26 protein-coding genes, 1 pseudogene and 1 riboswitch are annotated in these 24,455 nt (G+C 38.6%); of the genes and pseudogenes, 19 read left to right on the forward strand and 8 right to left on the reverse strand.

The features are described 5' to 3' along the window. The first annotated feature begins 96 nt into the window (after positions 1-96). Positions 97-1,488 (forward strand): asparagine--tRNA ligase, encoded by a 1,392-nt coding sequence (gene asnS, locus COD92_RS20720; RefSeq protein ID WP_098529209.1) that lies wholly within the window; start codon positions 97-99, stop codon positions 1,486-1,488. Positions 1,489-1,544: 56 nt separating this feature from the next. Here the strand turns inward: asnS and COD92_RS32165 are convergent, their stop codons facing one another. Then, complete coding sequence (locus COD92_RS32165; protein ID WP_176541145.1) at positions 1,545-1,718, reverse strand: hypothetical protein; 174 nt, start codon at positions 1,716-1,718, stop codon at positions 1,545-1,547. A 151-nt stretch (positions 1,719-1,869) separates the two neighbouring features. On the opposite strand from COD92_RS32165, the gene COD92_RS33425 reads away from it, so the two are divergent. Beyond that, positions 1,870-2,097, forward strand: a complete 228-nt coding sequence (locus COD92_RS33425) for a helix-turn-helix domain-containing protein (protein WP_368731443.1) — start codon at positions 1,870-1,872, stop codon at positions 2,095-2,097. 186 nt (positions 2,098-2,283) lie between these two features. Here COD92_RS33425 and COD92_RS20730 read toward each other — a convergent pair whose 3' ends face one another. Next, positions 2,284-3,768, reverse strand: a complete 1,485-nt coding sequence (locus COD92_RS20730) for an amino acid permease (RefSeq protein WP_255286606.1) — start codon at positions 3,766-3,768, stop codon at positions 2,284-2,286. 155 nt (positions 3,769-3,923) lie between these two features. Then, positions 3,924-4,113: riboswitch (Lysine riboswitch) on the reverse strand. Between the two features lie 206 nt (positions 4,114-4,319). Here COD92_RS20730 and COD92_RS20735 point away from each other — a divergent pair. Then, complete coding sequence (locus COD92_RS20735) at positions 4,320-5,135, forward strand: YitT family protein (protein ID WP_098529205.1); 816 nt, start codon at positions 4,320-4,322, stop codon at positions 5,133-5,135. Between the two features lie 57 nt (positions 5,136-5,192). On the opposite strand, the gene COD92_RS20740 is transcribed toward COD92_RS20735, so the two are convergent. Next, the gene (locus COD92_RS20740) at positions 5,193-5,549 is read right to left on the reverse strand and encodes a winged helix-turn-helix transcriptional regulator (RefSeq protein WP_098529203.1); all 357 of its coding nucleotides are present in this window, start codon (positions 5,547-5,549) and stop codon (positions 5,193-5,195) included. Between the two features lie 139 nt (positions 5,550-5,688). Here COD92_RS20740 and COD92_RS20745 point away from each other — a divergent pair, with 139 nt between their 5' ends. Beyond that, entirely contained in the window at positions 5,689-6,321 is a 633-nt protein-coding gene (locus COD92_RS20745) for a nitroreductase family protein (protein WP_098529201.1), read from the forward strand. Positions 6,322-6,367: 46 nt separating this feature from the next. Here the strand turns inward: COD92_RS20745 and COD92_RS20750 are convergent, their stop codons facing one another. Continuing rightward, positions 6,368-6,982, reverse strand: coding sequence for a PH domain-containing protein (locus COD92_RS20750; protein WP_098529199.1), 615 nt, complete (start codon positions 6,980-6,982; stop codon positions 6,368-6,370). A 579-nt stretch (positions 6,983-7,561) separates the two neighbouring features. On the opposite strand from COD92_RS20750, the gene COD92_RS20755 reads away from it, so the two are divergent. Further along, positions 7,562-8,530 (forward strand): DMT family transporter, encoded by a 969-nt coding sequence (locus tag COD92_RS20755; RefSeq protein WP_098529197.1) that lies wholly within the window; start codon positions 7,562-7,564, stop codon positions 8,528-8,530. Between the two features lie 168 nt (positions 8,531-8,698). Beyond that, positions 8,699-9,037 carry a YmaF family protein gene (locus COD92_RS20760; RefSeq protein WP_098529448.1) on the forward strand — a complete coding sequence of 113 codons (339 nt, stop codon included), beginning with the start codon at positions 8,699-8,701 and terminating at the stop codon, positions 9,035-9,037. 107 nt (positions 9,038-9,144) lie between these two features. Here COD92_RS20760 and COD92_RS20765 read toward each other — a convergent pair. Next, positions 9,145-10,398, reverse strand: a pseudogene (locus COD92_RS20765) (erythromycin esterase family protein). Between the two features lie 798 nt (positions 10,399-11,196). Between COD92_RS20765 and COD92_RS32170 the strand changes: the two are divergent. Next, positions 11,197-11,340 (forward strand): hypothetical protein, encoded by a 144-nt coding sequence (locus tag COD92_RS32170; RefSeq protein WP_176541144.1) that lies wholly within the window; start codon positions 11,197-11,199, stop codon positions 11,338-11,340. A gap of 173 nt (positions 11,341-11,513) precedes the next feature. Further along, positions 11,514-12,383 (forward strand): YitT family protein, encoded by an 870-nt coding sequence (locus COD92_RS20770; RefSeq protein ID WP_480254369.1) that lies wholly within the window; start codon positions 11,514-11,516, stop codon positions 12,381-12,383. Positions 12,384-12,578: 195 nt separating this feature from the next. On the opposite strand, the gene COD92_RS20775 is transcribed toward COD92_RS20770, so the two are convergent. Both COD92_RS20775 and COD92_RS20780 read right to left on the reverse strand, forming a co-directional pair. Next, positions 12,579-12,830, reverse strand: a complete 252-nt coding sequence (locus COD92_RS20775; protein ID WP_098529193.1) for a sigma-G-dependent sporulation-specific acid-soluble spore protein CsgA — start codon at positions 12,828-12,830, stop codon at positions 12,579-12,581. A 125-nt stretch (positions 12,831-12,955) separates the two neighbouring features. Further along, positions 12,956-13,666, reverse strand: coding sequence for a class I SAM-dependent methyltransferase (locus COD92_RS20780; RefSeq protein ID WP_098529191.1), 711 nt, complete (start codon positions 13,664-13,666; stop codon positions 12,956-12,958). Between the two features lie 210 nt (positions 13,667-13,876). Here COD92_RS20780 and COD92_RS20785 point away from each other — a divergent pair, with 210 nt between their 5' ends. Then, positions 13,877-14,155: a hypothetical protein gene (locus tag COD92_RS20785; protein ID WP_098529189.1), complete on the forward strand. Its 279-nt coding sequence runs from the start codon at positions 13,877-13,879 to the stop codon at positions 14,153-14,155. A gap of 38 nt (positions 14,156-14,193) precedes the next feature. On the opposite strand, the gene COD92_RS20790 is transcribed toward COD92_RS20785, so the two are convergent. Continuing rightward, a complete protein-coding gene (locus COD92_RS20790; protein WP_098529187.1) occupies positions 14,194-15,075 on the reverse strand; it encodes a VanW family protein in 882 nt (293 codons plus the stop codon). 177 nt (positions 15,076-15,252) lie between these two features. Here COD92_RS20790 and COD92_RS20795 point away from each other — a divergent pair, with 177 nt between their 5' ends. The 10 genes from COD92_RS20795 (at position 15,253) to COD92_RS20840 (ending at position 24,225) form a co-directional block, all read left to right on the forward strand. Further along, positions 15,253-15,801: a helix-turn-helix domain-containing protein gene (locus tag COD92_RS20795; RefSeq protein ID WP_176541143.1), complete on the forward strand. Its 549-nt coding sequence runs from the start codon at positions 15,253-15,255 to the stop codon at positions 15,799-15,801. Positions 15,802-15,812: 11 nt separating this feature from the next. Beyond that, positions 15,813-16,790, forward strand: coding sequence for an alpha/beta hydrolase (locus tag COD92_RS20800; protein WP_098529183.1), 978 nt, complete (start codon positions 15,813-15,815; stop codon positions 16,788-16,790). Positions 16,791-16,927: 137 nt separating this feature from the next. Continuing rightward, positions 16,928-17,122 carry a hypothetical protein gene (locus tag COD92_RS20805; protein WP_098529181.1) on the forward strand — a complete coding sequence of 65 codons (195 nt, stop codon included), beginning with the start codon at positions 16,928-16,930 and terminating at the stop codon, positions 17,120-17,122. Between the two features lie 195 nt (positions 17,123-17,317). Continuing rightward, entirely contained in the window at positions 17,318-18,070 is a 753-nt protein-coding gene (locus COD92_RS20810; RefSeq protein ID WP_098529179.1) for an SDR family NAD(P)-dependent oxidoreductase, read from the forward strand. A gap of 35 nt (positions 18,071-18,105) precedes the next feature. Further along, on the forward strand, positions 18,106-19,719 hold the full coding sequence (locus COD92_RS20815) for a long-chain-fatty-acid--CoA ligase (protein WP_098529177.1): 1,614 nt from the start codon (positions 18,106-18,108) through the stop codon (positions 19,717-19,719). 96 nt (positions 19,720-19,815) lie between these two features. Next, entirely contained in the window at positions 19,816-20,385 is a 570-nt protein-coding gene (locus tag COD92_RS20820) for a TetR/AcrR family transcriptional regulator (RefSeq protein WP_098529175.1), read from the forward strand. Positions 20,386-20,546: 161 nt separating this feature from the next. After that, positions 20,547-21,623 (forward strand): phosphotransferase family protein, encoded by a 1,077-nt coding sequence (locus tag COD92_RS20825; RefSeq protein ID WP_176541142.1) that lies wholly within the window; start codon positions 20,547-20,549, stop codon positions 21,621-21,623. A gap of 18 nt (positions 21,624-21,641) precedes the next feature. Beyond that, positions 21,642-22,379 carry a 2-phosphosulfolactate phosphatase gene (locus COD92_RS20830; RefSeq protein WP_098529173.1) on the forward strand — a complete coding sequence of 246 codons (738 nt, stop codon included), beginning with the start codon at positions 21,642-21,644 and terminating at the stop codon, positions 22,377-22,379. Between the two features lie 80 nt (positions 22,380-22,459). Next, complete coding sequence (locus tag COD92_RS20835) at positions 22,460-23,239, forward strand: enoyl-CoA hydratase/isomerase family protein (protein WP_098529171.1); 780 nt, start codon at positions 22,460-22,462, stop codon at positions 23,237-23,239. A gap of 11 nt (positions 23,240-23,250) precedes the next feature. Then, positions 23,251-24,225, forward strand: a complete 975-nt coding sequence (locus COD92_RS20840) for a quinone oxidoreductase family protein (protein WP_098529169.1) — start codon at positions 23,251-23,253, stop codon at positions 24,223-24,225. Positions 24,226-24,455: the final 230 nt, after the last annotated feature.

The raw sequence follows: 24,455 nt of genomic DNA on the forward strand, positions 1-24,455 counted from the left end.
TCCCCCTAGGATGAGAGGTATTTATTATTATATAGGGTAAAACATCCATTCTGGCTATTAGCGAAACCTTTTACATAGGATTTAGGAGGAAGAAGAATGAAACAAGCCTTAATTAAGGATTTGTACAGAAATACCGAAAGTTATATTGAGCAAAAAGTGCAATTGTCCGGATGGATTCGGACAATCCGTGACTCCAAAACCTTTGGGTTCATTGAATTAAATGATGGCAGTTTTTTTAAGGGTGTGCAAATCGTATTCGATGAGCAATTAGAAAACTTTAAGGAGCTTACAAAGCTTCCGATCAGTTCTTCGATTAGAGTAAAGGGAGACTTTATTTATACACCTCAAGCAAAGCAGCCTTTCGAAATTAAAGCAACGGAAATTATCATTGAAGGAACATCTAATGTAGATTATCCGCTACAGAAAAAAAGGCATTCCTTCGAATATTTAAGAACAATCGCACACTTGCGTCCAAGAACGAATACGTTTAATGCGGTTTTCCGGGTAAGATCATTAGCATCTTATGCGATCCATAAATTTTTCCAAGATAAAGGATTTGTCTATGTTCATTCGCCAATCATCACTGGCAGTGACACGGAAGGCGCTGGCGAAATGTTCCGTGTCACCACATTGGATATGGACAATCTTCCGAAGAATGAAGAAGGTAAAACAGATGTTACGCAGGACTTCTTTCATAAAGAAACAAACCTTACCGTTAGCGGTCAGCTTTCAGCTGAGGCGTTTGCATTAGCGTTTAGAAATGTATATACATTTGGACCGACTTTTAGAGCAGAAAATTCAAACACTGCTAGACATGCGGCTGAGTTTTGGATGATCGAACCTGAGCTTGCCTTTGCTGAGCTTCCAGATATCATGGATTTAGCGGAAGAAATGGTGAAGTGTGTAATTGGCTATGTACTGGAACAAGCTCCTGAAGAGATGAACTTCTTTAACAGCTTTGTAGAGAAGGGATTGTTAGATAGATTGAATCTGGCTCATACAGCTGACTTTGGAAGAGTAACTTATTCCGAAGCCATTGAGTTATTGAAGAATTCTGGAGAAACATTTGCTTATCCGGTTGAATGGGGTCTTGACCTTCAAACGGAGCATGAACGCTATTTGTGCGAGAAAATCTTTAAACGCCCAGTATTTGTAACGGATTATCCAAAAGAGATCAAAGCTTTTTATATGCGTTTAAATGAAGACAACAAGACTGTAGCCGCAACAGATTTACTTGTACCAGGAATTGGTGAGTTAATTGGTGGAAGTCAGCGTGAAGAGCGAGAAGAAATCCTAGCCGAAAAAATCAAAGAATTAGGAATGAGCGAAGAAGATTATTGGTGGTACCTGGAATTAAGAAAATACGGCGGCACGAAACACTCAGGTTATGGTCTTGGGTTTGAACGTTTAATCATGTACCTTACCGGTATGGCAAATATTAGGGATGTTATTCCATTCCCAAGAACAACAGGAAATGCTGAGTTTTAATCAAAAATAAAAAGAAGATCCAATGGGTCTTCTTTTTATGTGCTGCTTTTTATATTTTATAAATTTTGCAGTTCTTCTTCAAAATAAAATGTACTAGGATGTTCTTTAACGATATAAGAATACCTCTTCATATTTTTCACATATTGCCATTTTAAAATGGTGACTACCTCGCCTGTTTCTATAATATTTACGGTTTGACCAGCAGTGTATCGGTTATTTGAGCTTTTCATTTCCACACCCCTTAAAGATTCATTTTAAGTATAACACAAAAACGCCTCTTATGTGTTGTCACTCTATAGGATATGGAAGTAACCAAAGAAAAATCAGAACCGTTCTCCTTTCCATTATAAAGTAACTATGGTATGCTTTACATAAAGCGAGGTGTCATTTTTGACAAATTATAAAGCAAAAAGAAGTAACCTCAAGGAGTTATTATCCAAAAGTGGTATGACTTTAGAAAGTTTAGAAAGGAACACAAATATTCCTAGAAGTCAACTAGACGATTACTTGTCTAAAAAAGTAATGAATCTAAATTGTGCCATGACTATTTCAAAAGAATTAAATTGCCAGATTGAAGATCTATATGTTTGGGCATCTGACGTGAAGTAGAGTAGAGCGGAATTATTCGTAATAGGTGGTAAAAAACAGACTCAATTAAAGTCTGTTTTTTTTATAAGGTTGTGTTAAAGGTTATTGTTGATTATTAGCATGTTGATTGGAGCGGAAATCAACACTCAAGTTTAACACAGCCTTTTATAAAAAAAGCACGCGGATTCGCGTGCTTTATCTATATTCTTAAACTTCTAAATCACACTTTTCTAAAGGTATAACCTTAGTCTTTTTCGTGAATTTGTATCCAATCCATAAAATAAGGAATAAAGGTAAGCCGATATAAGATACTAAAACACCATTCCAATCGATTTGGTCACCCATAAAGGCTGAATAATTTTGACCAAGGACTACAAATGCACAAACCGCAAAGGCAAAAATTGGACCAAATGGGAAAAGTTTTGATTTAAACGGTAATAAGTTAAGATCTTTTCCTTGTGCTACATAAGCTCTACGGAAACGATAGTGACAGATGGCAATTCCAAGCCATGCAATAAAGCCTGACATACCAGAAGCGTTTAATAACCAAACATAAACGGTTCCATCTCCAAAGAAAGAGGCCAGAAACGCAAGAGTTCCTACTAAGGTTGTCGCGATTAAAGCATTTACCGGAACACCATTTTTATTTAGTTTTCCTAAGAATCTAGGAGCCTTTCCTTGGCGTGCAAGATCCCAAAGCATCCGTGTTGATGCATACATTCCAGAGTTACCCGCTGATAAGACCGCTGTTAAGATAACCGCATTCATAACAGAAGCAGCGAACGCAATACCAGCTTTTTGAAAAACAAGTGTAAATGGGCTGACTGATACGTCCCCATTAGCCAAGTTTTCGTTTGTGTACGGAATAAGAAGACCAATCACTAAAATGGCTAATACATAAAATAAGAGAATACGCCAGAATACAGATTTTACTGCACGTGGTATCGATTTACTTGGATCATCCGTCTCGCCGGCTGCAACACCTAATAGTTCAGTTCCTTGGAAAGAGAAACCTGCTGCCATAAAGATACCAAGCATTGCCATAAACCCGCCGTGAAAAGGAGCATCACCGACCGTGAAGTTTTTAAAGCCGATTGCATGATCACCCATAATACCAAAAATCATCAATGTACCTGTAATAATAAAAATAATAACTGTAACTACTTTAACTAGCGAGAACCAATACTCCGCTTCCCCAAATCCTTTTACTGAAAGATAGTTTAATAGGAACATAATTACTAAGAAAATAGCACTCCATACAAATGAAGGAGTATGTGGGAACCAAAACTTCATGATCATGGTGACAGCAGCTAATTCTGCCGCAATTGTAATCGCCCAGTTATACCAGTAGTTCCAGCCAAGGGCAAAGCCAAGGGATGGATCGACAAATTTAGTTGCATACGTACTAAAGCTTCCAGCAACTGGCATGTAAGCGCCCATTTCAGCTAAGCTTTGCATTAGGAAGTACACCATTACTCCAATCACAAGATAGGAAAGAATCGCTCCGCCTGGACCGGCCGAGTGAATTGCGCCTCCGCTTGCGAGAAATAATCCAGTTCCGATGGTTCCGCCAAGAGAAATCATTGTCAAATGACGAGATTTTAAGCTTCGTTTTAATTCATTCGAATCCTCTTTAGATGTATGTTTACCTGTATTTATATCTTCTAAAGGTCTAGCTGTTTGTCCTTGCATTAATAAAACTCCTTTTCTTTTTTATAAAATGCTGTTAACGTACGCAAGTACCTGATGGTCAGCCTGCAATTTACAGTTTCGAGAAGGAGTTTTGGAATAAAAAATGCCATCGAAGCAGACTCCGATGGCATTGTTAATACCCCGCATCATACCTTCCGAAAGATAGCTCAACACGTTTGCTTGGTTGGTTCAAACGTGACAGTTCTGCTCCTATTCGAAGACAGACCCAGCATGCTTTTATAGAGAAGAAAGCACACTTCGGCAGCTTTTCCTTTCAAACAAATTCATCGATGTCTCTACATCTCATCCGTTTTACTGATAAAAACCGCGACCTCTACCTCATCGGTTTTGATGAGGATTTTTCTATTAAATTAATATGCTACTAAAGTATCATTGATATACTCAAATTGTCAACTTGTTTAATAAAAGTCAATTAAATCTAAATAGGCAGACTATTTATGCTATTGGAAAAAAACTATTAAGTTTACTTTCATTTAGAGAATCAGTATCATTTAAAAAAAAGAAAAAATTGGGAGGCAGGAGGATTTGCCATGCAGATTATTGGAGTAATTGCCGGTTCCCTCATTGTAGTGGTGGCATTTAACCTTTTTTTAATTCCTCACGCTGTATTAAGCAGCGGATTAAGCGGAATATCAATGATATTAGGGATGGTTACCCCGCTTAATACCGGTTTGGCAAACTTCCTATTGAATTTACCACTGATCATTATTGGTTATAAGATGCTAGGAAAGAAATTCATTATGAATACTATTATTTCTGTAGTCATCATTTCAGTGGGCCTTTACATAGTGCCTGAACTTCCAATTGCGAAGGATTCAATTCTTTCATCCATCTTTGGAGGGATTTTGGCAGGTCTTGGAGTAGGGTTGGTCTTTCGTTCATCGGGTTCAACGGGCGGATTTGACATCATTGGGATGATTGTGTCGAGAAAAAAGGATTTTCCAATAGGTGTGTTACTTTCGGGTATGAACGCTGTTGTCATTGTGATTAGTGGATTTTTATTTAATTGGGATGCGGCCCTTAATACATTAGTATCTATTTATTTAACCGGGAAAGTTGTGGATACGATCTATACGGACCATGCGAAGTTAACCTTGATGATTATTACGGATAAAGGTGAAGAACTAAGGCAACATTTGCTAGCCAATCTCTATAGAGGTCTTACCGTCATGGATGGGATTGGTGCATACTCCAATGACAAGCGCAACATCATCATAACTGTCATTACTCGATATGAACTTAATGAAGTCAAAAATCTTATTGTTGAGGTGGATCCGTGTGCTTTTGTCAATATCACGGAAACGATTGAAGTAATGGGGCTGTTTCACAGAAAAAATCGGTTTTAGTACATAAAAGAGGCTTGCATGTATAATCACATGCAAGCCTCTTTTATAGTAGCCATTCTACTTATTTGAGCGATTTTTCGCCCATTTTACTATTGTATTTATCACTTCTTCAAGATCTTTTCCGGCAGTTGTAAGTTCATACTCCACTCGTTTAGGAGAGGTCGCAATCACCTTTTTGGTAATTAACCCTTCTGATTCCAAATCTCGCAGCCGCTCTGTTAACAAACGGTCGGAAATGCCGGGGATTGAGGAAATAATTTCATGATATCGCTTGGGCCCTGTCATCAGTGCATAGATAACCGCACCCATCCAACGTTTACCAATGAATTCAATCGCACTATGAAAATTCGTGCAGACATGTTGAACTTCCTTTTTTGAATCAGACCTACAGGAATGTTTGTTGAGTTCACTCATTTTTTTACAACCTCTTTTTAACTTTTCTAACAATATCATACCATAATTTTTTTCCTTGACGATAGGTACTTACTTTTAGTAAGATAAAAAAACAAACTTACTAAGAGTAAGTAAAAATGTCCTAGGAGGAAAATTTCTCATGGAAACAATTGCTGAAAAAAGATTAACAGACGTAATGAAAGAACGTCGCTCTGTAAGAAAATATGAACCTAATGTTTCGATTTCTGTAGAAGAAATTAAAGATATGATTAAAGAGGCAACAACAGCACCATCATCAAGTAACTTACAGCCATGGCGCTTTATTGTAATTCAAGATCAAGAAACAAAAGCAGAGTTAAGAACGATTGCATTCAACCAAGAACAGGTTGAAACAGCGTCTGTCGTTATTGCTGTCTTAGGTGACAAGGAAATGTATAAAAGTATTGAAAAAGTGTATCAAAGTGCCTTTGAAGCCGGATTCATGGATAAAGTGAGTATGGAGCAATTAATTGCTAATGGTAACAGCACATACCCACATGCACCTGAAGAGGTTCGCAAAAATATTGCCACATTCGATGCGGGGCTAATCTCCATGCAGTTGATGCTGATTGCGAAAGAAAGAGGCTATGATACAGTACCGATGGCAGGCTTCGATAAACAGAAATTCATCGAAAGATTTAATGTCTCCGATCGCTATTTTCCAATTTTACTACTTCCAATTGGAAAGGCTGCAGCACCAGCACACAACACCACACGATTACCACTAGAAGATGTAATAATTGATTATAAATAAAAAATGAAACACCCTCAAGCTTTAATTGTCTTGGGGGTGTTTCATTTTAGTTATTGATATATTTTTCAAAAACAAATCCGAAATCCTTCACACAATATTGTTTTTTGCTATCCTCAAGCCATTGAAAGGCTGCTTGGTTAAGCATTTTGAATTGGACGACTAAATTGCTGTCGGGGCTTGTAATCCGGCCAAGAGTGGTTGAAGCAACATCAAGGCTTTGTTTAGCGAATTGCAGGCTGATTTCATTTTCATGGGAGATTTCAGAAATTTTGATTAATGCTTTATATAAGTCCTTTACTTCCTCAATATGTTTCTTGTGGACATCAATCGAGAATGGAACCGAGCCAATTTTGAATTTAATTTCAACGTCAAGATCGACAGTCCCAGCTGTTTCAAGCATGACATCTGAAATTCGGTTTGTTGCATAACTATAGCGATGCAGCATCCGTTTTTTACTAGTCGCGCTTGTACCATCTAGATGGATAAGTGCATTATTAGTAAAGCAATATTCATCAGATTTTGATTTTATTAAGAAATAAATTTTTTCATTGTCTTCATGCATGACATAATCGTCTGCATCCACTTTATCATAATTTTCCGGTCTAATAACGGAACCTACATCACTTAATCCTAAAATATCAGCAGCCACTTTTCCAAACATCGAATCATCCTCACTTTATATTTTTTTTGTCTAAGCTATGTACGAATTTAAGAGAATTAAGTTTCATACTTTTGCTCAATTTGTATATGACAGAACATTTTATGCCGGACATCAAAGCATATGCATATAATTTCATAAGATATGTTAACATAAAATTCAGAAATCTGATATACTGATACAAATCAAACGGTGTGAATGGAGCATGTCCGATGTACCTTTTAAGGGTTTGTTAGCGGTTTGACTGCACCAGTTTTAATTCAAAAATATAATCTTAAATGGTTACTGTGTTACACCCAATGCGAAGAAAGTAAGTTGTTGAAAACAAATAGCTTACTGTCCATATCTGACCAAATTGTGCAATTAATCGCTTGGCCTATCGGAACGATGGTAATTAGTACTATGACTTGCGGAACAATGGGGAGTAAGGGTAGCTTTTATCTTTGCAGCTGGTCTGTTCCTATCTTTTTTTATCATTGCCATAAAGCATAAAAGAGAATTAATGATGGTGGAAAGTGACTAAGTTAAACAAAAAGGGAAATCACATGTTGATTTCCCTTGAATATGAAAGGAAAGAGAAGAATGCGCCCTATTATGTTAGGCATATTTGCCGCTTTCTTTTTTGCGATTACTTTTATCCTCAATAGATCAATGGATCTAGCCGGAGGAAGTTGGATTTGGAGTGCATCCTTAAGATATTTCTTTATGGTTCCATTTCTAGTTCTAATTGTAATCGGGAGGAAGAACTTTAAACCATTGTTACTTGAAATGAAAAAGCAGCCTGGTATCTGGATATTATGGAGTACAATCGGTTTTGGATTCTTCTATGCACCGATCTGCTTTTCGGCGGCATATGCACCTGGCTGGTTGATTGCCTCAACTTGGCAGATTACCATTATCTCCGGTTCTATGCTGGCACCACTTTTTTACGAAACTGTCATGACGGAGAAAGGGGCTATTCAGTTAAGAGGAAGAATACCCTTTAAGGGTTTAGGGATGTCACTGATTATTTTACTAGGAGTTATCCTTATGCAATTGGAACAAGCGAGTCACTTATCGCTGATGGCAATTGCCCTAGGGGTATTACCAATTATCCTTGCGTCCTTTGCCTATCCGCTGGGTAACCGGAAAATGATGGAGGTGTGCGGAGGCCGCCTAGATGTCTTTCAACGGGTATTAGGGATGACACTAGCCAGTCTGCCTTTTTGGATTGCATTATCAATCTATGGTTTGCTTACGGCTGGTTCTCCAAGCCTAGGGCAAATCACTCAATCGGGGCTTGTGGCTATATCCTCAGGAGTTATTGCCACGGTTCTTTTCTTTCAAGCCACTGATTTAGTAAGAGGTGACATGCAAAAGCTCGCTGCTGTCGAGGCTACCCAATCGATGGAGGTTTTATTTGCTGTAATGGGAGAATTATTGCTCTTAAACTCGGTGATGCCTTCAGCCGTATCCTGGAGCGGCATGGCATTAGTCATGATTGGCATGGTTTTGCAAAGCCATTTTTCTAACAAAATAGTAAAACGGAAAATTCATAATGTAAGTGTTTAATAGTAAAAATCCTTATCAATACTCGGTGATAAGGATTTTTATTTTCTTTCTTTTAGTGCGAAGATGCTTCTATCATTGCGAGCGAAGTTTTTGAATGCCTTTTTTGACTTATTTAATTATCAGCTGCATATAGTTGTAACATTAAATCTACTTTATGGGGTGATTGCGATTAGAAATACAGGTAAGGATGACTTTGTCCAAGGTTTTGTGCCACATCATAACCACGGTTCAGTTGACTATACAGGTGTAAGCTCAGGGCATGTGCATCAATGTTTGGACGTTACATCACCGCCGATTCCAACTCAAGATGGAGGGCATATTCATTATACGGAAGGATATGTGCTATTTGAGGATGGACACACACACCATTATCGTGCATACTCCGGTCCAGCTATACCAGTAGGAAATGGGATGCATGTCCATTATTATGATTTCAATACTACTGAAGACAATGGCCATAGTCACCATGTAAAAGGTGTCGATCAACCAGCACCGGGATCTAAGTAATTTGTACAAAAAACCAATCTTTTTTAGTGATTGGTTTTTTCTGTTAACATGTTAAAAAAATCTCACATCAAAGGAAATTTGAAGAGTTTGGCAAGAAAAACTATTCCTTAAATGGAAACATGTTCTAATACTAATGGATGTAATGCATTGGTGCGGTCTACGAATATAAACCCATCGTACCGCTTCCCCATGTTAGAAGGAACATAATTTCCAAAATGTTCGTATTCGGGATGATACACGACACCAATAGCTCGATGTCCAACTGTTTAGGAAAATTCTTTACGGTTTTGATCGTTAAAAATAAGATACTGATTCATGGCTCCTGACTGATGCATGAAGTATTCCCAGCAGCCGGGTTGGGCAGGCGGAACATCCATTACTTCCAAGTTCACTCCCCATTCCGTTGAGGCAATTACGGTGCCTGTATAAGTCCCGAACCCAACGATAAATACCATGTCTTCCCCATTTTGTTCGCGAACGAGCTGCCCCACATTTACCATTCCTTCGTCCTTCATGTCAGTGGCCCGTGCATCTCCAACGTGTGTATTATGTTCCCAAATGATAACCTTTGCATCTTTGCCATAAAACTTACTAATGGAATTTAGAGCATCAACCATGTGCCGATCACGAATGTTCCAAGATTCATCATCACTTTTCACCATGGTGCGGTAGTATTCCTCAGCATGTGCTGTAACAAGAGCATTTACTTCCATATTGAGACTGCTCTCTTGATCATCCTCAAACTTCCATTTATTTTTTTGTATCGTGGAAAGGAGGTGGAGTGCCTCTTCCATACAGTCCTCAGATAAATAGCCGGCAGAGACAGCATAGGATTCGTTATTTCGGTTATGGGGCTCAAAACAAGCAAACGCCTTCTTAGCAGCCTCAAGTTCTGGAGAATTATTTTTTGTTAAAAAACCAACTATCTCATCAAGACTTTCCCAAAGGCTGTATACATCCAAACCATAAAATCCAACCTTTTCTGATCGATTCGTTTTTATATTAAATTCCTTTAACCACTCAATCAAGCCGATTATTTCTTGATTGGCCCACATCCATGTAGGCCAACGGTTAAAATCTTCTAATACTTCCCGTACATCCTTATTAGATGGGGAAAATCCTTTAATATATCGATTAATTGATTGGCAGGCTGGCCAATCACCTTCCACTGCAATAAAGGAAAAGCCCTTTTCTTGAATTAGCCTCTTCGTTAATTCTGCCCGAATTGTATAAAACTCTGATGTACCATGTGAAGATTCTCCAAGCAGGACGTATTTCGCATCACCAATCGCTTCTATTAACGGATCAAGATCGTTAATAGAATGAAAGGATTTCGCATATTTCCTAAGGGATTCTATCATCTGCCCTTTTCATCCTTTCTAATATTGATCTATTTTAAATAAGGTTCCCTTATTACTTTGATACTAATCCAGGACGGAATTTCCAAAAGTTCACATAACTGTCACAAACTTTCCGTTTATTCTAAAGATTCTGTGATACACTAAAAGTGTAAAAAAGAAATATAAAAAGTTAACATCTTAGGAGGCTCAACCATTCGTGTTCGTTCCGTTATGTGAACGAGTAGTAGTAAGGTTGTACTGATCAATCATTTGGTAGGTGGAGCGATAAAAGGTCTTATAGGGATGATAAATCCAAAACAAACACCTTTCATAAAGGATATCTATGATTTAATAGAATCTCTATCAAAGGTAGAAGCTAAGGGTTTATAGGTTAGTACCTAGTTAAACGAAATACTTTAACAAGGTATCCATAACTGAAACCAAACCTAAAAGATGTATCGCCAAGAAGCTGAATCCGAATGAGGAAAAAGAGTCTTATACGGTGTCAAAACCGAAAATGATTTGTTTCTTTTAGGAGTTTGAATTCCATTAAACACATGCGAATTAATTCCTACAACGGAACAAACACACATCGGCTGAGTTTTCAAAGTGTCGCTTAGCTTAAAAAACTAAACGGAAATAATCATTTGAAAATCATTAGCTGGTGTCATGGTTGGGTCTCCTAAGCTGTTAATTAAATGAAGGAGTTACTTCTTTATTGAGGTAGCTTCTTTTTATTAATTTAAATTTTGAATTAAAGGTTTTGAGTATAGTTGATAAAAAATTAGGGAAAATAATCCTCGAAAAGGAGTGATGGTAATGATTAAGAAAAAACAACCAACCGTTGCACCAGGGATGGATGACCAAGAAGAACTAAATGCGAGTGCAACTGAGAAAGAAGTAGAAGAAGGGGAGTACACTAGTGTGACAACCCTCTCCTACGATGAAGTTGACCCAAGTTGATCCATTTACTGCCTTAATATGAGGCAGTTTTCTTTATGAACAAAGAAAAGTAAGCATTTAAATATAAATAGCAGCTTAAATTCATTATACTATTAGTAAGATGCTATACTGAAAGGGGAAAGATAATGTCGGGGACACAAGAGATCAGTTTAATTGACCAGAAAGAGGCCATCATGGCTAAGATTCAACACAAAGGGTTGACGAAGAAGAAGATTTTCCAGAGGGCTCTATTAATCACGCTGGGGGCCATTCTAATGTCTGTAGGGTTGGAAATATTCCTTGTCCCCAATAATGTAATAGATGGCGGTATTACCGGCATTTCCATCATGTTGTCCTATATTACAGGCTGGAAACTAGGGGTGTTCCTATTTCTTTTTAATATTCCTTTTATCTTTTTAGGCTACAAACAAATTGGAAAGACCTTCGCATTATCCACTCTATATGGAATTGTCATTCTTTCGGTTACAACTACACTCCTTCATCCAGTTCCAGCTTTTACACAAGATATACTACTTGCCACCGTTTTTGGGGGAATCCTGCTCGGCGTTGGAGTAGGTTTGGTTATTCGCTATGGAGGTTCTTTAGATGGAACCGAAATTTTGGCCATTCTTTTCAATAATAAACTTCCCTTCTCTGTTGGAGAAATTATCATGTTTTTTAATTTGTTCATCTTAGGAAGCGCGGGATTTGTTTTTTCGTGGGATCGGGCTATGTATTCTTTAATTGCCTATTTTGTCGCATACAAAACAATTGATATCACCATTACTGGACTTGATGAATCTAAGTCTGTTTGGATTATTAGTGACAATGCCAGCCAAATTGGTGATGCTATTATGAATCGTTTAGGTCGTGGAGTCACCTACTTGAATGGGGAGGGTGCCTATTCTGGTGATGAGAAAAAGGTAATTTTTTGTGTGATAAACCGTCTTGAGGAAGCAAAATTAAAGGAAATTGTAACAGAGAATGACGGCAATGCGTTTTTAGCGGTGGCGGATATTGCGGAAGTACGGGGTGGAAGATTTAAGAAAAGAGACATCCATTAGCAGGAAACCGTAGAATGGTGTCGGAATTATTGGGGATTTTTGTAACTTTTATAATTATATTGTCGTTAATTCAGGAAATAAAAATAGATTTCATGGATGTTTTGTCGTACTATGCGCTTACCTAGGAAATAGTTTTAGCAAAAAATGAAATATTTCTGAAAAAGATGACAGAGTGGTCTGCCATCTTTTTTGTTTTTAGAGCAAAAGCTCATATACCTCATTGAGTTGATAAGCTCGTTTTTCATCTTGAGCCTCTTTTGCGTGGTTAATTTCTTTGGGTAATATGTTATTTAAAAAATGGATTTCCTTTTGGGTTAAATCCCTGACAAAAGGGCCTTCAGATTTGTAAGTGCCTTCAATGAGTTTCTTATATATAAATCTTCCTTCGGAGTGATCGTCCGTATAATTGGATAATATTTCTTTTAAGTACGCCAAAGTGTTATCCATGTAGTCATCCCATCCTTTCACCTTGTTAGTTATTTTTCATCGAAAGGACAATAATATACATAATCAATGGTGTGGATTATTTAATATAAAAAACCTACTTTTGTGTTAAAAAGTAGGCGGTCTTCCTATTTTGATACAGTTAATACCCGATAGCTGAGGACATCCTGGTATTTAATAACGATATTCCCGTGTTCATTCAGTACGTGAAAAAGTTCAGGTTCGAAGTCCTTTGAGAAATTGAACTCAGGTGTTTGATTCCCGTGGCTTAGTGGCAAATTATATGCTTTAATTTCAATATTGTGGAACCCTGCCTCTTGTAATAGCAGCCTCCAGTCTTCCTCTAGCAATAACGAGTCAACGGAGTAGAAATTCATAATCTCAGCTGCTTCCAGCTGATTAACAGGGCGGTTAATGGTCATTTCGTTTGCAATTAAACGTCCGCCTTTTTTTAATACTCGATAAAATTCTTTAAGGGCTTTTGGTTTATTAACAAAAGCTAAAACTGATTCCGATAAAATAAAGTCAAATGTATGATCGGCAAATGGAATTTCCTCAATCGAACCCTTTATTAAAGAAATGGGGAACTGCAGCTTTTCAAAGCGGTCTTTCGCTTTTTCCACCATGATCGGGTTGATCTCCAAACCAATCACGTTTGCTCTGTAGTGTTGATACAAGTAAGCTGCCGTTTGACCAGTGCCGCAGCCTGCATCTAATATAACCGATTGGTCATTTATCTTTTCCTTTGAAAGAATGTCTTGCGTAAGAAGGATTCCTCCTGGATGAGCACCACCAACACCGAATTTTGCTAAAAAATCAAAATAAGTTAAGCTTCCCATAGACACCACCTATTTTCTTTTTAGCCATTGTATGTTCAAAAATGGGAGGTGGTTCATTAATACTAAAACAGATAATAATTTGATAATTAAATGCGAAAAAATTACAATTTACACATGTTTTGTATCACATATTTTTTTAGGGATGGCACAAATTAAGCAAATAGAGGGGAGAAGTGTTAACTTCTATACAAAGCAAAAGGGGTGCTGAATATGAAAAAAATGACAAGACAGCCGTTTTTCAAATTGTTTACTCCTAAACCAAAAAGCAGAATGCCGTTATGGGCATCACTTGTTGGACTATCTTTAAGTGCCGCTTTGTTTGGGATAACAAGAGGGAAGCGTAGTGATTTTGCACTTCCTTTTCAAAATGCAGTGAAAAACTTTTCAGAAAAAACCAAACTACCCAGCCTGAATGTAATGGACAATACAGCTCTAACTGAGTTTTCAGAGGAGCTAATGGAAAGTGCATTAAATAATAATAAACAATAAAAAGCAAAAAAAGTCCGCTGTTGATTCAGCGGACTTTTTTAATATAGAGCGTTTGGAACTTTCTTTGGTTGGTATTCAATCAAATCTGAAGAATAGAGATTGATTACTAATAAATGACCAAGTGTTTTTGCTCTGATTAAAACTGGCTCTTTATAGGTATTTTTAAAAGCAAAATCAGGGCCATACCAACTAACCGTTGCATCTCGGCCAGGCGGGATGTACGGAACCTTTCTCGTATGTGAAAATCTTTGGAGAATTTTTAATCCCGCACTATCTACAGCGTTAAATAGGGTGGATGAGACTTGACATATGCCACCGCCAATATCCTCTGAAAATTCCCCTCTTATGATCACAGGAGCCTTTAAATAACCTTTAGAAGCAGTCCTCTTTCCGACCACTTTGTTAAAAGAAAAGGTTTCTCCTGGAAAGATGACATAATTATTAATTGCCTTAGTTGCTAAATCAATATTATTGGACCTAGTTTTGTTTCCAGGATTAAAGGACGTTACATAACGGCCAATTCTCATACTGCGTATATCCGAAAGTAATTCACTATCCACTTTAGGATAAACAGATAACATTGGGATTTCTAATTTGCCTGATTGATGTGAAAAAAAATAAGCATACAGCTGTTCTGTAAAAGCCTGGCGATGAATTTGCAAACCGATTTTTTCTGACACAATCTCACCATTGGAATTAATAATGGCATTTTCAGGCTTAATCGAGAAATGCTTGTCCAAGTTATCTAAGAATTGATTGTACTTTTTTGAATCTATAATCGGCAAATCTGTATAGGGATAGGAGAAATCCTCCTGTTTAATAGTTGTCACATGGATCCCGTTTTTTGTTATGACTAAATGATCGGGAGAGTTAATCGGTTGTGATGTTAAGATAATGCCTAAAATACATGATAGTATCATTGAATGCACGCCTCCTCATTATAATATAAGTAGAAAATTCACTTTTCATGTAGGGATTTGGAGAGGAAGTTAAAAACGTAAAAATTTATATTTATTTCCAATTTTCAGCTTTACAAATTCCAAACGGTACACTATTATCATTATTAATAATGGTAATAAATGAAAGGACCTATAATAATGGTAAAAGAATCAACCGTAGACGTAATATTGCATCCCGTTCGGATGAGAATCATTCAGTCTTTAATAAACCAACAAATGACCGCTCAACAAATGAAAGTATTACTACCTGATATTCCACAAGCATCATTGTATCGGCACATAAAAAAACTAGTGGAGGCAGGTGTAATCCATATTATTGATGAGATTCCAAATCGAGGGACAATTGAAAAGATATACTCTCTGCAAGACCCTGCCAAGGCATCGATCCCCCCAGAGAAATTAAACAGTTTCACCAAGGATGAGCATATGGATTTATTTTTTAAATTCATGGCCAATATCATGGGTGAATATGAACGATATTTAAACCAAGAAAAAATTGATTTAGCCAGAGATGGTGTATCATTTAGGCAGACTAGTGTATTTTTAGACGACAACGAGTTTGTACAATTTATTAAGGAAATATCCGAGGTTTATGCAAGGGTAACGCAAAATAAGCCGAAAAAGGGAAGAAGAAGGAGAACATTAGCTACGATCATTATTCCTGAACAAAAACACAAAGAACAATAGGGGGATATACGATGAGAACGGTGGAGAGAGAAGTAACAATACAAAGCCAAACAGTATTAAAGGGGACGCTGTGTATACCGGAGGCTAGGATAGAAAAAAGCCCCGCAGTCGTAATTATTTCAGGTTCAGGAAAATTAGATCGTAATGGAAAAATGAATGAAAAAATGGATTTAAAGTTATATCGTCAGTTAGCTGAATTTTTAACATCGATAGGATTCATCAATCTAAGATATGACAAACGAGGTGTTGCAGCTAGTGAGGGGGATTATTTAACAACAGGTTTATGGGACTTAGTAGATGATGCCCAAGCGGCCGTTCGATTTTTAAAAAACCTTCCCGAAGTAGATCCTGATAAGGTGATCGTGTTAGGACATAGTGAAGGAAGCACGATTGGGTCAGCGTTGGCTGTAAGAGAAGAGCTCGGCGGTTTAATCCTACTATCGGGGGCGGTTGAGAGAATAAGTGAAGCGCTTAAGCGGCAGAGAGAAATTGCCAGAGAGGATGTTTTGAAAGCTAAAGGATTCCAGGGCATTTTACTTCGATTATTAGGTGTGCATAATAAGATAGAGAAACAAGCACAAAAATATATAGAAAAGGTACAAAACTCAACAGAGGATTGTCTTAAGGTTAGTTTTACAAAAATAAATGCCAAGTGGATGCGTGAACATTTTATGTATAATGTCAGAGAGGATTTAGCAAAGGTTACCTGCCCAGTCTTAGCTATTACCGGAGCACGTGATATTCAAGCTAATCCAGATGTCATAAAGGATTTGCCGAAGTATGTTAAAGGTGATGCTGAATACTATGTTATTGAAAATATGGGGCATTCCTGCAAACTAATTACAAGTACCTCCACCATGTTTACGGTCAAAAAAGATATTATTGCAGAGGGTAATTTGCCTATTCATCCGGAGCTTGTTGAACTGTTAAATAATTGGCTGCAGACTCACTTTGTTAGTACACCAATAGAGGAGTCCATTCTTGGTTAATTATAAAATTGGGCCGTCGCGATGATGGTCCGATTTTTTAAATGAAAAAAATCGGAATTTGTAGTATAGTAGCAAGTGATAACAAACAAATAGATAATAGCTAGCAAAAAAATAGCATAAAACAGGAGCGTCAAGCAATGAATGAAAACGAAAGAATTCAACTAAATGTCAGAATCACGAAAGAAACCTCTGCTAAGCTGGATGAAATTGTTGAATATTATCAACAGGGATTAAAGCTAGGCAGAATTTACAAAGGTGACGTTTTAACAGACATCATTGAAAAATCGTATGAGGTAATGAATAAACAGAAAAGATCTTTTAAACGGTACTAATAGAAAAGGAAGGCCAAAAAACAGAAGTTTTCCAGCCCTTCTTTTTTTTTTGCTTAAAAAGCACTAAAAATTTATTAGAATATTTAGAAAAGAAATTGAATAATTAAGTTTTGAAGGTATAATTGTACATATAACATACTAACTGGTTAGTATTGCTCGGGAAGTTGGATGATGATAGTGAGAGGGCTGGTTTAGATGAAATTAAGCGAAAAAACAGCTATTGTTACAGGCGGCGGCAGTGGAATTGGACGGGCAGCGGCCCTTCGGTTTGCAAAAGAAGGGGCGAAAGTCGTTGTGGCAGATATCGATTCAATAGACGGGGAAGAGACCGCCAACTACATACGCGAGCACGAAGGGTCATCCATTTTTGTAAAAACAGACGTGGCTGATCCGGAGCAAATCAAACGATTAATCGAAACGACCACGGGCACGTTTGGTGGACTACACATCATGTTCAATAATGCTGGGGTCGGGAACTCAGAAGTCAGAAGTGTAGATTTGTCAGTGGAGGAATGGGACCGAGTTGTTGATATTAACCTAAAAGGAGTGTTTCTAGGCATTAAATATGCCGTTCCCGCATTAATCAAGTCAGGCGGGGGTTCCATCATTAACACCTCTAGTCTGCTCGGTTTAAAAGGGCAAAAATTTGTTTCCGCTTACAATGCCTCCAAGGCCGGAGTAGTGGTGTTGACGCAAAACGCTGCACTTGAATATGGAAAATACAATATCCGTGTCAATGCTATTGCACCTGGTGTGATTGATACCAAGATTATTGATAATTGGAAACAAAATGAACGGAAATGGCCGATTATTTCACGAGCAAATGCCCTGGGGAGAATCGGAACACCGGAAGAAGTAGCCAACGCAGTGTTATTTTTAGCATCAGATGCAGCATCCTTTATTACTGGCGCGACGCTTTCAGTCGATGGAGGCGGTTTGACGTTTTAAGTTTGAACTAATAAACAAGAATGCGGAGGGGACTTATGAGTCAAAAAAAAGCTTGGTTGGAGCACTATCCGGAGAGTATAGGAAAAACAATTACAATCCCTGAAATACCAATGGGTAAAATTCTACAAGAGACAGCCGCAAAATTTCCTGCCAATAATGCCCTTTCTTTTTACGGAAGAAAAATCACCTACGAGCAGCTTAACCAAATGGCGCAGAGCTTTACTTCCGCCCTGCAAAAAAATCAAGTACAAAAGGGCGACAGAGTTGCAATCATGCTCCCCAACTGCCCGCAATATGTGATTTCCTATTATGGAATCCTAAACGCCGGAGCAATTGTTACTCAAGTAAATCCAATGTCCGTAGAGCGGGAGTTGGAATATATTTTGAAGGATTCCGGCGCAGAGACGATCATCGTCTTCGATGCCTTATATCCAAGAGTCAAAAGTGTTCAGCCGCAAACAAACTTGAAAAATGTTATTGTGGTAAGAATACAGCCATCCAGCCAAGATTTTTCTCCTGACCGTAGCTTCGAAAGCTTCCTCGGTGAGGGCGATGGAAACATTACTCCCATTAGTTTTGAGCCTGTACATGATGTAGCGGTTCTCCAATATACAGGCGGAACAACCGGACGTTCAAAAGGTGCAATGCTCACGCACTACAACATTTTGGCCAATGTCCTCCAAAGCTATGAGTTTTTTAAGCATGAAATAGAAATGGGCAAGGAAAGGTGTTTAACAGTCATTCCTCTTTTCCATGTGTTTGGGATGAGTTCTTGTATGAATCTCTCCATTTATACTGCAGCCGAATCGATCATGCTGCCACGGTTTGAATTAGAGGAGGTCCTAAATACCATAAAAAATGAACAGCCAACCATGTTCCCCGGTGTTCCCACGATGTATGTGGCGATCACAAGTCACCCTCGGGCAGAGGAATATAACATTAATAGCATTAGAACCTGTAATAGCGGCAGTGCACCGATGCCCGTTGAATTGCTGCGTAATTTTGAAAGAAAGACTGTCTCAAAAATCCTCGAGGGCTATGGCCTTTCTGAAGCCTCTCCTACAACGCACTGTAACCCGCCATTTGCTGAGAGAAAGCCAGGAAGTGTGGGGATCGGCATGCCTTCAACAGAATACAAGATTGTCGATTTAGCAACAGGCACGGAAGAAGTTCCGGTTGGTGAGCTAGGGGAAGTGATAATTAAAGGACCGCAAATTATGAAGGGTTACTGGAACCTGCCGGAAGAAACGGCGCATACACTCCGTGAAGGCTGGCTCTATACCGGTGATATTGCTAAAGTGGATGAAGACGGCTATTTATATATTGTTGATAGAAAGAAAGATTTAATTATCGCGAGTGGTTATAATATCTATCCCCGCGATATAGAAGAAGTATTATATGAACATCCAGACGTACAGGAAGCCGTTTGTATAGGGGTGCCAGACCCTTACAGGGGCGAAGATGTGAAGGCAGTTTTAGTCCTGAAGGCGGGAAGTACGGCAACAGAGCAGGAAATCATTCAATATAGTAAGCAAAACATGGCTGCCTATAAAGTACCTCGACTTGTTGAATTTCGTGATCAACTGCCGAAAACAGGTGTAGGGAAAATCCTTCGCCGCGTCTTACGGGAAGAGGCCATGAATAAGTAGATGTGTGAATCCTTTAAGAACACAGAATGCTGTAAAGGAGAGAACAGTCTTATGGTATAATTTGAATAACATTTAACAGATTGTGAGGACATAAAGGTGAAGGAAAGAATAACGGAACAAAGCATCCGCTTATTTGAAAAAAAAGGATTCAGTGAAACATCCATTCAGGATATTGTGGATTCCCTAGGGGTAACAAAGGGAACATTTTATTATTACTTTTCAAGTAAAGAAGAATTATTAATGGATATTCATCGCGGCTATATTGATGAATTACTGGTCCAACTAGAGCGGATTTTTAACGATTCATCAAAGAATTATAAAGAAAAACTATTTGAAGTTGTATTTTTGCTTCTTTCGGATATTAAATCCCGGGGTTCTGCAGCGAAAATCTTTTACAGGGAATTATCCAATTTAAATGAAGAACATTCCGCCTTAATTATTTCAAAGCGTGATCAATTCCGTTTAAATATTGAGGCGCTGATAAAAGCAGGGATTGAGAACAGGGAATTTCGTCAGGAAATCAATGCTTCAATTATTACATTCGGAATCCTTGGGATAACAAATTGGAGTTATCAGTGGTTTAATCCAAACGGCAGCTGCTCGGATCGTGAGGTTGCTGAAATTTTTGTCGAAATGATTTTAAAGGGTATTCAAGTGAATGGATAAAACAAAAAAGGGGAGGGTTACTTTTTAAACGTCTCCCCTCTTTTTTAAAAACTATATACTAACCAGTTAGTATGTGGATTATTTGTATGGTGAATTTAATCCATGTTTAAATAATTTGTGTCTAGAAGAGTCGGATTTTCTAGTATGACAGGAGGAATTTTATGCCACGTCAAATGAATAAGGATACGATTCCAGTTCGACAAGGTGAAGAATTGGATTTGTCCGTTTTGGAGAAGTTTTTGCGAGAAAATATTGATTTATTAACAGGAGGACAGCTGGAAATTTTGCAGTTCTTTGCGGGCCATTCTAATTTGACCTATCAGATTAAGATGGGAAATTGGAAGGCGGTGCTAAGACGTCCTCCGCTTGGGCCAGTGGCACCGAGAGCCCATGATATGGGGAGAGAATACAAAATCCTCTCTTCGCTAAACCCGATTTTTTCCGTTGCTCCAAGGCCGCTTCTTTATTCGGATGATCCAACTATTGTTGGTAGTCCATTTTTTATCATGGAGAGAAAAAATGGCTTGGTAATTGATACTTCTTTTCCGAATGGGGTTGAAGTGACAAGGGATCTCTGCCAGCGTCTTTCCGTGATTATGGTCGAAAAATTGGTCGAATTACATGAAATCGACTACAAAGAAACAGGACTTGCCGAAATAAGCAAACCAGAGGGCTTTATGGAAAGGCAGGTCCATGGCTGGATAGGCAGATATGATCGGGCGAAAACCGATGAAATCCCAGTGGTAGATTCCCTAAAAAAATGGCTCGTGAATCATATTCCTAAACAGTCAGAAGCGGCGATTATCCATTACGATTATAAATTTAATAATGCCATGTTTAATGAGGATTTAACAGAAATGGTAGGACTGTTTGACTGGGAAATGACAACTGTCGGTGACCCGTTGGCTGATCTTGGTGTGGCAATGGGTTATTGGAATCAGGGAGACGATTCCGGACTATTGATTAATGGGTTAGGGAAAGCGCCTGTTACTGCTGTCCATAACGGCTTTTTGACGAGAAAGGAATTCATTGAACTCTACGCTAAAAAAAGCGGCAGGGATATTACCAATTTCAATTTTTATTTAACCTTCGCCTACTTTAAGCTTGCCGTCATAGGCCAGCAAATCTATTATCGTTACAAAAAAGGGCAAACCAGTGATACTCGTTTTGCGAATTTTAACCACTTTGTAAAAAATTTAATCTTGCATGCTGCACTTGTGTCGGAAGAAAAGCTTTAATGGGGGAGCAGAATAGGAATGACAAAAATTCACCTTCTGATGAAAAAAGAAGAAATTAAAGAAGAAAAAATGGCAGTTGGAAATAAGATAGCAGTCGTCTTAGATGTGCTTCTGGCGACCACAACGATTGTTTCGGCATTAAAGGATGGTGCAAAGGAAGTCATTCCAGTTTTGCATAGCCGTGAAGCAATGGGAGTTGCAAATGAGTTTTCACAGGGGAAATATATTCTGGCAGGTGAACTGGATGCAAGACCAATAGATGGTTTTGTTTATCCCAGTCCTACCTTAATTAGAGAGAATATTAAGGGGAAGACATTAATCTTGTCTACTACTAATGGAACCGTCGCTTTAAGGAAATCGGCTTCGGCAAATAGGGTTTATATTGGTTCGCTGCTTAACAATCCCGCAGTAGCCAGATCACTACAGGATTGTACTGATGATTCAACCATCCTGATTGTTTGTTCAGGTAATTCCGGGGAAACGAGTTTAGAAGATTTCTATGGCGCCGGGCATTTAATTGATTGTCTGCTTAACATGAGTGAATACGAATTAACTGATGCAGCAAAAACAGCCCTATATTTTTACCGAGGACAGGATGATTCCTACGAAGTATTGCTAGATTCATATGTTGGCAGGCTTTTAGACAAACATGATCAGCATCCTGATTTAAGGATTGCTGCATCTAAAGGAATTACCTCCATTGTTCCAATCTTAAGGGAGGGAAAGGTAATAGTCGAACCAACATTGTCCCGCTAAGCAGGTAATACCATAGTATGTTGCATCCCAGTTTATTTTTATAAGCTTTTAAACAATCCATTTTGGGAGGAAGATGTAAAATGACGCAAGAACATTTATTAGTTGAAAAACTTGGTCCAGTCTTATCCTTAACCTTAAATCGTCCAGAAAGGCTAAATGCCTTCAGTCCGGAGATGATCTTGGGATTAAAAGAAGCCCTCCAGCAAGCTCAAATTAACGAGGATATCCAAGTTATTGTCTTGTCTGGAGCGGGGAGTGCGTTTAGTGCGGGCGGGGACGTTAAAACGATGGGGCAGGCAAAGGGGGTTCAAGTATATGAGCATATTGGCAAGCTAAATGAACTGATTTTACTAATGAAAGAGACCGAAAAGCCGATTATTGCTGCTGTTCATGGCTTTGCTGCTGGTGCAGGAGTAAATTTAGCCTTAGCCTGTGATCTCATAATAGCTGCAGAAGGAAGTAAGTTTGCGCTTAGTTTCTCCCAAGTGGGCCTCATTTCTGATGGCGGCGGGTCCTACTTACTTCCAAGGCTAATTGGCCCACACTTAGCAAAACAATTCTTATTTACAGCCGAGCCAATCCCTGCTGAACGCTTGTATCAGTTAGGGGCAATCAACTTTTTAGTTCCATTGGAAAAACTCCAAGAAGAAACAACCAAATTTGCGTTAAAATTAGCCCACGGACCTGGAAAAGCTTATGGAAAACAAAAGAAATTAATTGATCAAGCATTTACCTCCACATTAGAGGAAATATTAGAGCAGGAACGTCTCATTCAGACATTAATGGTCCAAACCGAGGATCACCAAGAAGGTATCACCGCGTTCAAGGAAAAAAGAAAACCAGCCTTTAAAGGAAAGTAGGAGTGGAATTTATGAGAGCGATACAGTTAAAAGAATATGGGGGACCAGAAGTTTTAAACCTCGTTGATATTGAAAAACCAGTTCCTCAAGGTCATGAAGTATTAATTGAAATCAAAGCAATCGGTGTTAATTATGCAGATACTGCACGCCGGGAAGGACAGTATGTCGTAAAAACACCGCTGCCATTTATTCCTGGTGCAGAAATTTCCGGAGTTGTAACAGAAGTTGGCGATCAAGTCACAAAAATAAAGCCTGGTACAAGAATTGTAACCTTAATTGAATCTGGGGGCTATGCGGATTTTGCCCTAGCTGATGAACGGTCCGTCATTCCAATTCCTGAGCAATTAGATTTCCAGACCGCTGCAGCACTGCCGCTTCAAGGTCTAAGCGCGTATCATATTTTAAAAACTATGGGCCGTTTGGAAAAAGGGGAGATTGTCCTTGTTCATGCGGCAGCAGGCGGTGTAGGAACAATAGCAGTACAGCTTGCAAAATTGTTTGGGGCGGGAAAAATCATTGCCACCGCTAGCTCGGAAGAAAAACTAGCCCTGGCACGTGAAATGGGAGCAGACGTACTCATTAACTATACAGAACCCGATTGGGATAAGAAGGTCCTTGAGGCAACTGGAGGCAGAGGCGTAAATGTTGCCCTCGAAATGGTCGGAGGAGAGGTTTTTAATAAAACCGTTAAATGTCTCTCCACATTTGGCCGCCTCGTTATATTTGGTGCAGCAAGCGGCGAACAAAGCCGGTTTTACCCATCATCACTTATGGCGAGGAATCAATCCGTCATTGGATTTTTCCTGCCGCAAATTATGAGAAAACCAGACCTGCTACAGCCAAGTTTAGTAGAATTATTTACATATCTTGGCCAGGGGAAATTAAAGCTGACGATTGGCGGCGTGTTTCCTTTAGAAGAGGCGGCCAAGGTCCATACCTTATTACAATCTCGAAAAACACAAGGCAAATTGATTTTAGAGCCTTAAAAGAAATGCATCTAGTGTAACTTGTTGAAGGCGCGGAGAAAATGCGGTTTCGCTTTTTGCTGGTTCTACATTAAAAGTATAGTAAAAGAACAAAGGAGGCTTGAATATTCAGGTCTCTTTTTCTCGTTTATAAAATGTTCGCTTGTGGATAACTGTTAATAAAAGGACTGTCGACGTCCAGCTCCAGCGCCTAGCCCCTCGATAGTCTACAAGCCACTCAGGGAATGAAG

Source organism: Bacillus sp. AFS037270, from assembly GCF_002585305.1.

What these genes read in the sequence shown, in the direction of transcription:
- COD92_RS20810 (WP_098529179.1), top strand. Translation starts at nt 17,318, where the DNA reads ATGAAATTAAGCGAAAAAACAGCTATTGTTACAGGCGGCGGCAGTGGA.
- COD92_RS20775 (WP_098529193.1), bottom strand. Translation starts at nt 12,830, where the DNA reads ATGGATAACACTTTGGCGTACTTAAAAGAAATATTATCCAATTATACG.
- COD92_RS20745 (WP_098529201.1), top strand. Translation starts at nt 5,689, where the DNA reads ATGGAAACAATTGCTGAAAAAAGATTAACAGACGTAATGAAAGAACGT.
- COD92_RS32170 (WP_176541144.1), top strand. Translation starts at nt 11,197, where the DNA reads ATGATTAAGAAAAAACAACCAACCGTTGCACCAGGGATGGATGACCAA.
- COD92_RS20805 (WP_098529181.1), top strand. Translation starts at nt 16,928, where the DNA reads ATGAATGAAAACGAAAGAATTCAACTAAATGTCAGAATCACGAAAGAA.
- COD92_RS20740 (WP_098529203.1), bottom strand. Translation starts at nt 5,549, where the DNA reads ATGAGTGAACTCAACAAACATTCCTGTAGGTCTGATTCAAAAAAGGAA.
- COD92_RS20785 (WP_098529189.1), top strand. Translation starts at nt 13,877, where the DNA reads ATGAAAAAAATGACAAGACAGCCGTTTTTCAAATTGTTTACTCCTAAA.
- COD92_RS20755 (WP_098529197.1), top strand. Translation starts at nt 7,562, where the DNA reads ATGCGCCCTATTATGTTAGGCATATTTGCCGCTTTCTTTTTTGCGATT.
- COD92_RS20825 (WP_176541142.1), top strand. Translation starts at nt 20,547, where the DNA reads ATGCCACGTCAAATGAATAAGGATACGATTCCAGTTCGACAAGGTGAA.
- COD92_RS20840 (WP_098529169.1), top strand. Translation starts at nt 23,251, where the DNA reads ATGAGAGCGATACAGTTAAAAGAATATGGGGGACCAGAAGTTTTAAAC.
- COD92_RS20750 (WP_098529199.1), bottom strand. Translation starts at nt 6,982, where the DNA reads ATGTTTGGAAAAGTGGCTGCTGATATTTTAGGATTAAGTGATGTAGGT.
- asnS (WP_098529209.1), top strand. Translation starts at nt 97, where the DNA reads ATGAAACAAGCCTTAATTAAGGATTTGTACAGAAATACCGAAAGTTAT.
- COD92_RS20730 (WP_255286606.1), bottom strand. Translation starts at nt 3,768, where the DNA reads ATGCAAGGACAAACAGCTAGACCTTTAGAAGATATAAATACAGGTAAA.
- COD92_RS20830 (WP_098529173.1), top strand. Translation starts at nt 21,642, where the DNA reads ATGACAAAAATTCACCTTCTGATGAAAAAAGAAGAAATTAAAGAAGAA.
- COD92_RS20835 (WP_098529171.1), top strand. Translation starts at nt 22,460, where the DNA reads ATGACGCAAGAACATTTATTAGTTGAAAAACTTGGTCCAGTCTTATCC.
- COD92_RS32165 (WP_176541145.1), bottom strand. Translation starts at nt 1,718, where the DNA reads ATGAAAAGCTCAAATAACCGATACACTGCTGGTCAAACCGTAAATATT.
- COD92_RS20735 (WP_098529205.1), top strand. Translation starts at nt 4,320, where the DNA reads ATGCAGATTATTGGAGTAATTGCCGGTTCCCTCATTGTAGTGGTGGCA.
- COD92_RS20770 (WP_480254369.1), top strand. Translation starts at nt 11,514, where the DNA reads ATGGCTAAGATTCAACACAAAGGGTTGACGAAGAAGAAGATTTTCCAG.
- COD92_RS20800 (WP_098529183.1), top strand. Translation starts at nt 15,813, where the DNA reads ATGAGAACGGTGGAGAGAGAAGTAACAATACAAAGCCAAACAGTATTA.
- COD92_RS20780 (WP_098529191.1), bottom strand. Translation starts at nt 13,666, where the DNA reads ATGGGAAGCTTAACTTATTTTGATTTTTTAGCAAAATTCGGTGTTGGT.
- COD92_RS20795 (WP_176541143.1), top strand. Translation starts at nt 15,253, where the DNA reads ATGGTAAAAGAATCAACCGTAGACGTAATATTGCATCCCGTTCGGATG.
- COD92_RS20790 (WP_098529187.1), bottom strand. Translation starts at nt 15,075, where the DNA reads ATGATACTATCATGTATTTTAGGCATTATCTTAACATCACAACCGATT.
- COD92_RS20815 (WP_098529177.1), top strand. Translation starts at nt 18,106, where the DNA reads ATGAGTCAAAAAAAAGCTTGGTTGGAGCACTATCCGGAGAGTATAGGA.